A 12129-nucleotide genomic window follows, 5' to 3' on the forward strand; every position below is an offset into this window, starting at 1 on the left:
CCGGCACTTTATCGCGCCCAAGCGCGCCTTCTCCAGTTGGCGCACGAGATCATCCGCCATCCGCGTCTCGGTTCCGACGCTGTTCGGATCCTCCCCCTCCCGGGCCCCGCCTGGCCACCGGCCGGGTGCTGCGGCGTGCTCGGACCACGTCCAGTCACCGGCCGGAGTGCGAAGGCGCCTCCGGACCACATCTGGCCACCGGCCGGGGCGCGGGGGTGTCCCCCCGGACCACTGGCTGACGCCCGCGCCGGCCCGACCCACCCGAGCGGCCTCGGCTGTTCCGCCGGTGAGGCTGACGCCTGCGTCGCCCCCGGCTTCCCCCACCGCCCCTGGCCGCCCCACCGCCCCTGGCCGCCCCACCGTCCCCGGCCGCTCCGCCGGCCTCGGCCGTTCCACCGCCCCGGCCGTCCCGGCGGTGGGCTGACCTGCGAAGGCGCCCCGGACCGCATCCGGCCACCGGCCGGGGCGCAGGGGCGCGCCCCCGGAGCACCGGCTGACGCCCGCGCCGCCCCGATCCACCCGAGCGGCCTCGCCCGCCCCGGCGGTGAGGCCGACGCCCGAGCCGCCCCCGACCACCCCGACCACCCCGTCCACCCCGATCGCCCCGTCGGCCTTGGCCGTTCCGGTCGTGAGGCTGACGCCCGTACCGCCCCCGGCCGACTGGGCCACCCCCGACCCCCGACCCCCGACCCCCGCCCCCCCCATGGGCAGGCGGCCGGGACCCGCCCGCCGGGGCCCCGCCCGTGCACCCGCCCGCCGGGCCCTGGCGGGTGCGCGGGCCGCCAGGGGCGGGCGACCAGTAGATTGGAGGCGTGTTCTCCCCACTCGCCCGTCTCCCGCGCACCCGAGCCCTCGCGCTGTGTGCCCTGCCCGTCGCCGGACTGTTCGCCGCCGCCGGACTCGCGCCGCTGCCGTTCGCCATCGCGCAGCCCGGCACGACCGCCGACGTGCTCGGCAAGGACCAGGGGCGTGAGGTGATCACCGTCTCCGGCGCCCCGGTCCGCGCGACCGAGGGACAGCTGCGGATGACCACGATCCTGGCCACCGGGCCGTCCGCGTCCATCGGCTTCTCCGAAGTGGCCGACGCCTGGTTCCGCACCGACCGGGCGGTGCTGCCGAAGTCCTCGGTCTACCCGACCGGGGAGTCCGACCAGGAGATCCAGCAGCACAACCTCGGCGAGATGAAGGAGTCGCAGGACGCCGCCGCCCTCGCCGCCCTCGGCTATCTGAAGCTGAACCCGGCCAAGGTGAAGGTGGACCTGAACCTCGCCGATGTCGGCGGCCCCAGCGCCGGACTGCTCTTCTCCCTCGGCATCGTCGACAAGATCCACGGGAACGGCGACGGCGGCGATCTGACCGGCGGCCGGACCATCGCCGGCACGGGCACCATCTCCCCGGACGGGACGGTCGGCGCCGTCGGCGGTGTCGCCCTGAAGACCCAGGCCGCCGCCCGCGACGGTGCCACCGTCTTCCTGGTGCCGAAGAGCGAGTGCTCCCAGGCCCAGGCCGAACTGCCGAAGGGCCTGCGGCTCGTCCCCGTCACCGCGCTCAGCGACGCGGTGTCGTCGCTCCGTGCCCTCGACCAGAAGCAGGAGTCGAAGGTCCCGAGCTGCTAGGGCCCGTCCCGGCTGTCGGGCCGGACTTCACGTCGACCCCGTTCTCGACCTCGTTCTCGACCTCGTTCTCGTCCCCGGTCCTGTCCCTGCCCCCAGCCCCGTCACTGCCCCCGTCGCTGTCGGCGTCGCCGTCGGCGTCGGCGGTGGGCTTGGGCGGGGCGTCCAGCTCCCGCCAGACCGGGAACACCAGCGGTGACAAGGTGGCCAGGAAGAACGCTCCACCGACCCAGAGCAGCGCCGCCGTGATGCCCGCGCTGTCGACCAGGAAGCCGGCGGCCAGACCGCCGAGCGGGGTGGTGAGCAGGACGGCCGCCGTGCTGGCGCCGCCGACGCGGGTGCGCAGCTCGTCGGGTACCACCTCGTAGAAGACGGTGCCGAGGATCGGGTTGAGCACCCCGGCGCCGAGCCCGCCGAAGGCCGCCGCCACGACGAGCGGCGGGGTGGTGTGGGTGAAGGCCGCGGTGAGGATCGGGGCGGTGGATATCAGGAAGCCGACGGTGTAGACCGGCCGGCGCCGGAAGCGGTGGCCTATCGCGCCGTAGAGCAGTGCGCCCGCCAGGGCGCTGCCGCCGAAGACGGCGACCAGCAGCCCCTGTGCGGCCGAGCCGCCGAGCTCCTCGCGGGCGTGGATCGGCAGCAGTACCGAACTCCAGCTCATCGCGAGCCCGTTGGTGATCATCACCATCAGGTCGACGGCGAGCAGTAGCCGGGTGCGCAGCAGGAAGGAGTAGCCCTCGCGCAGGTCGGCCCGGTAGGTGGCGAGGTTCAACGCCGGTGCGTCGCGCTGGGGTTCGGCCGACGGGATGCCTCGCAGGCCCGCCAGGACGAGCAGCGCGGAGGTCAGGAACGTGGCGCCGTCGACGTACAGCACGGTGTCGGCACCTATCAGGGCCACCAGCAGGCCGCCGACGGCCGCGCCGGTCATCCGGGCGCCGCGCGAGACGGCGTCGTAGAGGCTCGCGGCGCGGCTGAGCGGGGTGCCGGCCCGCCCGGCGAGGTCGGGGACGAGGGCGTTGCGGGCGGTCTCGCCGGGCGCGTGGAAGAGGCCGGTGACCGCCATCAGCGCGCACAGCATCCAGAAGCGCAGCAACCCCACATGGTTGAGCAGCGGGATCGCGGCGAGCGCGAGGGCGCAGACCAGGTCGGAGACGACGGAGACCCGCCGGCGGCCGATCCGGTCGATGACCGGGCCGCCGGCGATGGCGGAGACGACGACCGGGGCGGCGGCGCAGAAGGCGACCAGGCCGGCTTTTCCGGCGCTTCCGGTGGTCTCCAGCGCGAACCACGGGACGCCGATGAGTGTGAGCGAATTACCGCTGATGGAGACGGCGTTGGCCGTCAGAACGGTGGCCAGTGGCGCGCGGGTATGGGTGAGTGTGCGCACGGTGCTTCCCCCCGGATGCGATGGATGTGCGGCTCGGTCGGATGGACGACTCGGCAGAGTGCGGTGCGGATGGCAGAGGCGGTGCGGGCAGTACAGGCGGTGTTGGTGGCGTGGGCAGTGCGGATGGTGGAGGCGGCGGTGCCGGTGGGAGCTTCCGGACGGATGTCAGGCGGACGCCGAGCGGCAGGCGAGAGTGGTGCGGGATGCGCCAGGGGCGGCGAGCTTCAGGCCGAACTCAACCATCTTCCAGCCCAGTTGGACGCGTATCGGAGTGCGGGGAGTCGTCGGAGCGGCGTCGGTGTGGGCGGCCTCGGCGGCGGCCTGCCGGAGCTCGGCGGCGGTCAGGTGGTGCAGGGTGAGGTGGACGTCGGAGTGCATGGCTGAATAACCCTTCCGGTCGGCTGGGGTGCCAGGGGTGTGGTGGATCGGACACGCGAGGGCGTCAGGGGGCGGCGAGAAGGCGCGCGAGGGTGCGAGAGGGCCCGTAGGGGGGGCGAGGGCCCGTAGGGGGCGCGAGGGCGCGAAGGCGCGGGGAATGAACGCGCGGGGGAAGAGGCGCCGCGAGGTGGGTGCCGTGGCGTGTCGGTCGGGCGGGTGTGCCCGTCAGGTGAACGCCACGGCGGGGAGCGTCAGTTGGCGCCGTGCTGCGGGAAGGTGTGCAGATGCATCCGTATCCGCTGGGTCTCCGCGTCACCGGCGCCGGCTCCGCGGTACTCCTCGATCAGGTCGTGGATCTTCTGGTTGAGCTCGCTCATGTGCTCGGCCGAGAGGTGGAGCGTGAAGTCGCTCATGTCGGAGGACTCCCGCCAGATCTCGTTCCACTGGTGGCGGGTGCCCAGATAGGTGTTGAGCTCCTGGGTGTGGATGTTCGAGATCTCGTGGAGGTAGACCTCGACGGCGCCCTGCACCTCGGGGCTGGGGTCGTTGTAGAGGTTTCCGTCGAAGACGGTGCCCCCCGCGGTCGCCTTCCACCAGCGCTCCCGGCCCTTGCCGAGCTCCGGTGCGTCCTCGACGAAGCCGTGGGCGGCGAGCTGGCGCAGGTGGTAACTGGTGGCGCCGCTGGACTCGCCCAGTTTCTCGGCGAGTTGCGAGGCGGTGGCCGGTCCCTGGTGGCGCAGGGCGCGCAGCATCTGGATGCGCAGGGGGTGGGCGAGGGCCCGCAGGGAGCGCGGGTTGAGGACGTGGTTCTCCGACGGGGCGGGTGCGCCGGCGGGGGTGGGCTCCTCGTGCTCACCCCCCGGTGCGTGCGGGGTCTCTTTCGCCTTCTCGTTCTCGGGCATGACACCACAGTAGAGTTGCAAAGAACTCTCTGCAAGAGTTTTTTGCAGAGAGTTCTTTGCAACTTGGCCGAGAGGGCCCCGCCGGCTCAATCCGCCTTGATGAAGCCCTCCTTGACCAGCCAGTCCTTGGCCACGTCGTGCGGGTCCCGCCCGTCCACGTCCACCTGCGCGTTCAGCTCCCGCGCCACCTCCGTCGACAGCTTCGCCGTCACCGGGTCGAGCAGCTTCGCGATGACCGGGTACTTCTCGAACGTCGCCGCGTGCACCACCGGCGCCGCGTTGTAGTTGGGGAAGAAGTGCCGGTCGTCCTTCAGGACCGTCAGGTCCATCGCCCGGATCCGTCCGTCCGTCGTGTACACCTCGCCCAGCAGGCACGAGTTCGACTGCGACACCTGCGTGTAGATGATCCCGGCGTCCATCTTCTCGATGTTCGACGCGGGCAGGTTCATCCCGTACGCCTTCACCATCCCCGGCAGCCCGTCGTCGCGGGAGGCGAACTCGTTCTCCACGCACACCGTCACCGCCGACGGGTCCTTCTTCGAGAGCGCCGCCGCGTCCGAGAGCGTCCTCAGGTGGTACTTCTCGTTGTTCTTCCGGCTCACGGCCAGCGCGTACGTGTTGTCCATCGCGGCCTGCGGCAGCCACACCACCCCGTTCTTCCGGTCCGCGTCGCGCACCGCCCGCCACTGCGCCTCCGGGTCGGGGATCGGCTCGGAGTTGCCGAGGTACGTGATCCAGCCGGTGCCCGTGTACTCGTACATCGCGTCGGCGTCGCCCTTCACGATCGCCTCGCGCGCACTGATCGAACCCGGCAGGTTCGTCCGGTCCAGGACCTCGGCGCCCGCCGCCTTGAAGACGAGACCGATCATCTGGCCCAGGATGATGTTCTCGCTGAAGTTCTTGGACGTGACCGTCAGCGAGGCGCCCTTCAGCGGCTCGCCCTGCCCGAGCTTGCCCGGTGTCACATGGTCGACCATCGGCGAACCGCTCTTCAGCCCGCAGCCCGAGGCCACGAGCACGACCAGGAGCAGCGCCCCCGCCGCCCCCGCCCCCGCCCGCCCGTACACACGCCCCCACGCCCCCGCCCGTACGTGCCCCCGAACCCGTACGCGTACCTCTGCTCGTACCCCCGCCTCTACCCCTGCCGCCCCCGCCCGTTCCCGCACCCCCCTCACGCCCCGGCCTCCAGCCCCCGCGGCGTCAGCACCACTTCCGCGAGCGAGGCCAGCCAGTCCACGATCAGCGCGAGCGCCACCGTCAGGACCGAACCGAGCACCAGCACCGGCATCCGCTGGGTCTGGATGCCCGAGGTGATCAGATCGCCAAGCCCGCCGCCCCCGCCGAAGGTCGCCAGCGTCGCCGTCCCCACATTGAGCACGAGGGCGGTGCGCACCCCGGCGAGGATCAGCGGGACCGCGAGCGGCAGTTCGACCCGGCCGAGGGTGCCGAACGCCGACATCCCGATGCCCCGCGAGGCCTCCACCAGCTGTGGATCGATCGACCGCAGCCCGGCCACCGTGTTGGAGAGCACCGGTAGCACCGCGTAGATCACCATGCCGAGGATCGCCGTCGACGAGCCGATGCCCAGCCAGATCACCAGGAGCGCCAGCAGGCCGATCGCCGGGGTCGCCTGCCCGATGTTGGCGATCGTCGTGAAGACGGGGGCGGCCCGGCGCAGCCGCCGGCGGGTGAGCGCGATACCGAGCGGGATCGCGATGACCAGTACCCAGAAGGTGGAGATCGCGGTCAGTTGTACGTGCTGCCACAGCCGCAGCTGCACAGTGCCGCCGGCGAGCGCGTTGCGGGCGATGGAGTCCAGGTCCGCCCGGGAGATCCACAGGGTGGTGGCGAGCACCATCGCCGCCACGAACGAGGGCACCAGGACGAGCTTGCCCCAGGTGATACGGCGCCGGGGGACGGCCGGCCGCGGGGCCGGCTCCTCCTCGGCGTGGCTCTCGACCACCACGGCCGCGTGCGCCCCGTCCCGGAACGCCTGTCCCTGGACCTCGTGTTCGCCCGGCGGCCGACCGCCCCCTGACCACGCGCCCCCCGGCCGGGCACTGCTCCCGCCCCCGGGCGCCGCCGCGGCACCCGGTCCCGTCCCGGCGGCCCCGTCGTCGAGTCCGCCGAGGCCACCGCCGTTGTTCACTCGCCGCCCTCCAGCTCCTGCTCCGTCTGGTGGGCCCGCTGCTCTTCCAGCTCGTGCTGGTGCTCGATCGCCGTCAGCCGGTCGGCCTCCAGGAGCTCGTGGACGGAGTTCATCAGGGTCTCCATGTCCACCACCCCGGTGAACTCCCCGCGCCGCCCCGTCACCGCGACCCGCCCGCCGCTGTCGGTCAGCACCGCCTCCAGCGCGTCGTGCAGCGTGGCGTCCCGCGTCACCGTGTCGTGGACGAGCGTCCCGGCCCGGGCCAGCGAACCCTTCGCCCGCATCAGATCGCCGCGCCGCAGCCACTTGTACGGCCGGCCGCGCCGGTCCAGCATCAGCAGCTCGTTGTGCTGGCCGCGGCGCAGCGCGTTGAAGATCGACTGGAGCGGGTCGTCGACGGTCACCGTCGGGAAGTCGGCGACGCCCACGTCCCGCACCCGGGTCAGATTGAGCCGCTTCAGCGCCGCGCCCGCGCCGACGAACCCGGAGACGAAGTCGTCCGTCGGATTGGTGAGGATGGCCTCCGGAGTGTCGAACTGCGCGATGTGCGAACGCTCGCGCAGCACCGCGATCCGGTCGCCCAGCTTGATGGCCTCGTCGAAGTCGTGCGTGACGAAGACGATCGTCTTGTGCAGCTCGTGCTGGAGCCGGATCAGCTCGTCCTGGAGATGGTCGCGGGTGATCGGGTCGACCGCCCCGAACGGCTCGTCCATCAGCAGGACGGGCGGGTCGGCCGCCAGCGCCCGCGCCACGCCCACCCGTTGCTGTTGGCCGCCGGAGAGCTGGCGCGGATACCGGTCGTGGAACTCGCGCGGGTCGAGCCCGACCAGGTCCAGCATCTCCTCCACCCGGTCCTTCACCCGGGACTTGGACCAGCCGACCATCTTCGGGACGAGCGCGATGTTCTCCGCGACGGTCATATGCGGGAACAGACCGGAGGACTGGATGGCATAACCCACCTTGCGGCGCAGCTTCACCGGGTCGATGTCGGTGACGTCCTCGTCGCCGATCCGGATCCGGCCGCTGGTCGGCTCGATCAGCCGGTTGATCATCTTCAGGGTGGTGGACTTCCCGCAGCCGGACGGCCCGACGAAGATCACCGTCTCGCCCGCCTTGATCTCCATGGAGACGTTCTCGACGGAGGGGTACGGGTTGCCCGGATAGCGCTTGGTCAGCTCCTCCAGCTCGATGGAAGCGCCCGAGGTGGAGCCCGAGGAGCCCGAGGCGGAGCCGGGAGCGGAGCCCGTACCCGCCGCCGTACCCGCCACACCCGGCGCCCGGTGCGACGCACCCGGACGCTGCCCGTCCCCGTACGACCCATCCGGCCGCCGCCCATCCGGCCGCGCGCCACCCGACGCGCCCCCTCCGACCTCTCTGGCCCCTCCGTCCCCTCCGATCCCTTCAGCCCTGCCGGCGCCTGCCGCCCGCGCCGCGGAGGTGTCAGACACGGATCCCCCTCGGAATCGTCAGCCGGCCGAGCAGGACGTACGCCGCGTCGAAGAGCAGCGCGAGAATCACGATCCCGAGCGTCCCCGCCAGCACCTGGTTGATCGCGTTGGCGCTGCCCAGGGACGCGATCCCGCGGAAGATCTCGTTGCCGAGCCCCGGACCCGAGGCATATGCCGCGACGGCGGCGATCCCCATCAGCATCTGGGTCGACACCCGGATCCCGGTCAGGATCGGCGGCCAGGCGAGCGGAAGTTCGATACGCAGCAGCCGCGCAGCACGGGACATCCCGATGCCCGTCGCCGCGTCCACCAGACTCGGGTCGACGCCGCGCAGGCCGACGACCGCGTTGCGGACGACCGGCAGCAGCCCGTACAGCGTCAGGGTGATCACGGTGGGCGGCACGCCGAGGCCGACGAGCGGGATCAGCAGGCCGATCGCCGCGAGCGACGGGATCGTGAGCAGCGAGGCGGTGGACAGGATCGCCAGATTGCCCGCCCAGCCGCTGCGGTACGTGAGGACGCTGAGGAGCACCCCGAGCGCGGTGGCGATCACCATGCACTGGAAGACGGCGCTGACGTGCTGGAACGCGTCCGTGAGCAGCTGCTGATGGCGGCTGCCGAGATACTCCCAGAAGCTCACGCGCCCCCTCCGCGGGGTCACCGCGGCGGCTGGTCCTCCGCGGCCTGTTCCACCAGCGGGATGATCCGCAGGGGGACCGGGTTCTCCATGACGATCGCCGTGGAGGCCCGGACGATGCCATCAAAACCGACGACGCGGTCGATCACCCGTTGAAGATCGGCGTTGGAACGGGCCACGAGCCGGCACAGCATGTCCCCGTGGCCGGTGGTCGTGTGCAGTTCCAGGACCTCCGGCACGGTCGCCAAGTGGCCGCGTACGTCCGCGCCTTGACCCTGTTTGATCTCCAGGGTGGCGAAGGCCGTGACCGGATAGCCGAGGGCCGCCGGTTCGACCTGCGGGCCGAATCCGCGGATGACTCCGTTCGACTGAAGCCGGTCGAGTCGCGCCTGCACCGTGCCGCGGGCCACGCCGAGCCGCCGCGACGCCTCCAGCACCCCGATCCGGGGCTCCCGGGCCAGGAGCACGATGAGCCGCCCGTCCAGATGATCGATCGCCACGACGGCCTCCTTGATGGTCATCATGTACAAGTCGCCTGCCCATACTGGCCCGTGGCTGCGCAGATTGACCAGAGAAACTGCAAACTATTGCGCAGCTTGCAGGTCGGCGGGACTCTGCTGTCATGACTGAGACCCTGGACCACACCACCGGTACCGCGCGTGAGGCCGATCCCTTCCCGGTGAAGGGAATGGACGCCGTCGTCTTCGCCGTCGGCAACGCCAAGCAGGCCGCGCACTACTACTCCACGGCCTTCGGTATGCGGCTCGTGGCCTACTCCGGACCCGAGACCGGCTCCCGCGAGACCGCCAGCTACGTGCTGTCCAGCGGTGGCGCCCGCTTCGTGTTCACCTCCGTCATCAAGCCCTCCACCGACTGGGGCCGCTTCCTCGGCGACCACGTCGCCGAGCACGGCGACGGCGTGATCGACCTGGCGATCCAGGTCCCGGACGCGCGTGCCGCGTACGAGTACGCCATCAGCCAGGGCGCGACCAGCGTCACCGAGCCGTACGAGCTGAAGGACGAGCACGGCACCGTCGTCCTCGCCGCCATCGCCACCTACGGCAAGACCCGGCACACGCTCGTCGAGCGCTCCGACTACGACGGCCCCTACCTGCCCGGTTACATCGCCGCCAAGCCGATGGTCGAGCCGCCGGCCAAGCGCTACTTCCAGGCGATCGACCACTGCGTCGGCAACGTCGAACTCGGCCACATGAACGAGTGGGTCGGCTTCTACAACAAGGTCATGGGCTTCACGAACATGAAGGAGTTCGTGGGCGACGACATCGCGACCGAGTACTCGGCGCTGATGTCGAAGGTCGTCGCGGACGGCACCCTCAAGGTGAAGTTCCCGATCAACGAGCCGGCGATCGCGAAGAAGAAGTCGCAGATCGACGAGTACCTCGAGTTCTACAACGGCGCCGGCGTGCAGCACGTCGCCCTCGCCACCAACGACATCGTCGCCTCCGTGCGCGCGATGCGCGCCGCCGGTGTCGAGTTCCTCGACACCCCGGACACGTACTACGACACGCTCGGCGAGTGGGTCGGCGACACCCGGGTCCCGATCGAGACCCTGCGCGAGCTGAAGATCCTCGCCGACCGCGACGAGGACGGCTACCTGCTGCAGATCTTCACCAAGCCGGTCCAGGACCGTCCGACCGTCTTCTTCGAGATGATCGAGCGCCACGGCTCCCTGGGCTTCGGCAAGGGCAACTTCAAGGCCCTGTTCGAGGCCATCGAGCGCGAGCAGGAGCGCCGCGGCAACCTCTGACCGCACCCGAAAGGGGTGTCCCACCCGGCACCCCACCGCGCCGCCGTCCTCCTTCCCCGACCGGCGCGTCCCGTACGAGGGCCTGCCCGGGCGTTTCCCCGCCCCGGGCAGGCCCTCGTGCACCCCGGGCGGGCACCAACGGGGGGCTCGCCCGGGGTGCCACCCACGCACTTCCCCCACCTCCCCTCAACCCGCCGACGGACGGGCCCACCCCCCATCCCTTCAAGCGGGAGGGGTGCGGGGCGGTGCGCGGAGACAGCGACGGGAGCGGGGGCCGGGGAGGGGGTCGTGTTCGAAACGTAAAGCGTGATTTGTGGCGCGGAAGAAGAACGCTTTACGTACAAGTGAGGCGCCCGCGCCGTAAATCATGCAGTGCAGAACACGACCCCCGGACCGGCCCACGCGCACCCACCACAACCCACGCGCACCATCCCGCAACCCCGAACGCGCCCCCCGCACCACCCGCACGGCAGCACGCAGCGCCCCGCCACCACGCCCTCACCCCGCACAGCAGCGCGCAGCGCCCCGCCCCGCCACCTCACCGCGCCCGCCCCGCAGCCCTCGACGCCCCCCTGCGCACCACGTCCGGCTTCCCCGCCCCCGGCGCCCCCGCCCCCGGCAACAGCTCCGGCAACTCGTCCGGCGGCTCCCCGAGCTCCGCCAGCGCCTCCCGCGCCCGCGGCGCGAACAGCGGCGAGAAATCCGGATCGGTCCGCAGCGCCTCCGACAGGTGTCGCCGGGCCGCCCCGCTCTCGCCGAGCGCCCGCTCGATCTCCCCCCGGTGGTACGAGAACAGCGCGCTGCGCAGCCCCTCCTCCGTGGCCCGCTTGGCGTACGGCAGGGCCTCCTTCGGCTCCCCGGCCCGCAGCAGCGCCCAGCCCAGCGCGTCCGCCACCTCCACCGACCGGTGCCCCCGCGCCCACGCCGCGCGCAGCCCCCGTACCGCCCGGGCCGGATCGCCGTGATCCGCCTCCAGCCGCCCCAGCACCACCTCCGCCCGCATCCACGCCCCGGTCCGCAGCCGCCGGTACGACGCCTCGGCCTCCGTGTCCCGCCCCAGCGCCTCGGACAGTTCGCCCGCCTCCAGGACGTACTCGGGCAGCGGCAGCCGGGCCACCGCCGCCCGCCAGTCGCGCAGCGCCTCCGCCGTCCGGCCGAGCGCCGCCTCCGACCGCGCCCGCCCGGCGAGCGAAGGACCGTGATCCGGTACGAGCTCCAGCGCCGCCCCGTACCGCGCCAGCGCCTCCGCCGGTTCGCCCCGCTCCCCGGCCAGATCCCCCGCCCCGGACAGCGCGTCCGCCTTCTGCGCGGGCGTTTCGGCCAGTGCCACCGCGTCCAGCGCCGCCGCCCCCGCGTCCTCGCGCCAGCCCCGCACGCGATAGAGCGCGGCCGAACGGGCCGCGCCGGCCGCCGAGCCCCCGTGCAGCTCCGTCAGCGTCTCGCCGGCCCGCCGCGCCGCCTTGTAGTCGCCGAGACCGTCGTACGCGTCGATCAGCACCGGGTACACCGACCAGCGCTTCGGGGCCGCCTTGCGCACCCGCTCGCCCCACTGGCGGCCCGCCGCCCAGTCGCCGCGCGCGTTCGCGAGCGCCGCGAGGCCCTGCTGCGCGTCCAGATTGCCCCGGGCCGCGGGTCGGACCGTCAGGGAACGTTTCAGCGCCCGCTCCGCGCGCGTGAAGTCCGCCGGATCCGCGCGCCGCAGCCCCCGCTCGGCATATGCCGTACCGAGCAGCGCCCACGAGGCGTCGTCACCGGGATGCCCGGCCACCCACCGTTCCCGGTCGCCGATCAGCGCCGCCAGCTCGGGCAGCGCCGCCGGGGCGCCCGCCCCCGCCGCCCGTCCCGCC

At 72.4% G+C, this 12129-nt stretch carries 11 protein-coding genes; 2 read left to right on the forward strand and 9 right to left on the reverse strand.

Annotated elements, in window-relative coordinates:
• Positions 1-812 precede the first annotated feature (812 nt).
• Positions 813-1616, forward strand: a complete 804-nt coding sequence (locus ABZ990_RS30745) for a S16 family serine protease (protein WP_361238760.1) — start codon at positions 813-815, stop codon at positions 1614-1616.
• Here the strand turns inward: ABZ990_RS30745 and ABZ990_RS30750 are convergent.
• The 8 genes from ABZ990_RS30750 to ABZ990_RS30785 all read right to left on the reverse strand — a co-directional run bounded on the left by ABZ990_RS30750 (position 1549) and on the right by ABZ990_RS30785 (position 9035).
• Complete coding sequence (locus ABZ990_RS30750) at positions 1549-3000, reverse strand: MFS transporter (RefSeq protein ID WP_361238763.1); 1452 nt, start codon at positions 2998-3000, stop codon at positions 1549-1551. The two genes, ABZ990_RS30745 and ABZ990_RS30750, sit on opposite strands and share 68 nt — an antisense overlap.
• A 165-nt stretch (positions 3001-3165) precedes the next feature.
• Positions 3166-3378 carry a hypothetical protein gene (locus tag ABZ990_RS30755; RefSeq protein ID WP_361238766.1) on the reverse strand — a complete coding sequence of 71 codons (213 nt, stop codon included), beginning with the start codon at positions 3376-3378 and terminating at the stop codon, positions 3166-3168.
• 251 nt (positions 3379-3629) lie between these two features.
• Positions 3630-4280 carry a winged helix-turn-helix domain-containing protein gene (locus tag ABZ990_RS30760; RefSeq protein ID WP_361238769.1) on the reverse strand — a complete coding sequence of 217 codons (651 nt, stop codon included), beginning with the start codon at positions 4278-4280 and terminating at the stop codon, positions 3630-3632.
• Between the two features lie 86 nt (positions 4281-4366).
• Complete coding sequence (locus ABZ990_RS30765; protein WP_361238784.1) at positions 4367-5257, reverse strand: glycine betaine ABC transporter substrate-binding protein; 891 nt, start codon at positions 5255-5257, stop codon at positions 4367-4369.
• A gap of 194 nt (positions 5258-5451) precedes the next feature.
• On the reverse strand, positions 5452-6246 hold the full coding sequence (locus ABZ990_RS30770) for an ABC transporter permease (protein WP_361238787.1): 795 nt from the start codon (positions 6244-6246) through the stop codon (positions 5452-5454).
• A gap of 179 nt (positions 6247-6425) precedes the next feature.
• Positions 6426-7697 carry a betaine/proline/choline family ABC transporter ATP-binding protein gene (locus ABZ990_RS30775; protein ID WP_361238772.1) on the reverse strand — a complete coding sequence of 424 codons (1272 nt, stop codon included), beginning with the start codon at positions 7695-7697 and terminating at the stop codon, positions 6426-6428.
• Between the two features lie 172 nt (positions 7698-7869).
• The gene (locus tag ABZ990_RS30780; RefSeq protein WP_361238775.1) at positions 7870-8517 is read right to left on the reverse strand and encodes an ABC transporter permease; all 648 of its coding nucleotides are present in this window, start codon (positions 8515-8517) and stop codon (positions 7870-7872) included.
• A 17-nt stretch (positions 8518-8534) separates the two neighbouring features.
• Entirely contained in the window at positions 8535-9035 is a 501-nt protein-coding gene (locus tag ABZ990_RS30785; protein WP_361238790.1) for an Lrp/AsnC family transcriptional regulator, read from the reverse strand.
• Between the two features lie 101 nt (positions 9036-9136).
• On the opposite strand from ABZ990_RS30785, the gene hppD reads away from it, so the two are divergent.
• Positions 9137-10282, forward strand: a complete 1146-nt coding sequence (gene hppD / locus ABZ990_RS30790; protein ID WP_361238778.1) for a 4-hydroxyphenylpyruvate dioxygenase — start codon at positions 9137-9139, stop codon at positions 10280-10282.
• Between the two features lie 538 nt (positions 10283-10820).
• Here the strand turns inward: hppD and ABZ990_RS30795 are convergent.
• Positions 10821-12129, reverse strand: a 1309-nt coding sequence (locus ABZ990_RS30795; RefSeq protein ID WP_361238781.1) for a tetratricopeptide repeat protein, incomplete at its 5' end; no start/stop codon positions are given.

This window comes from Streptomyces sp. NPDC046203, from assembly GCF_040646255.1.
Lineage (GTDB): Bacteria > Actinomycetota > Actinomycetes > Streptomycetales > Streptomycetaceae > Streptomyces.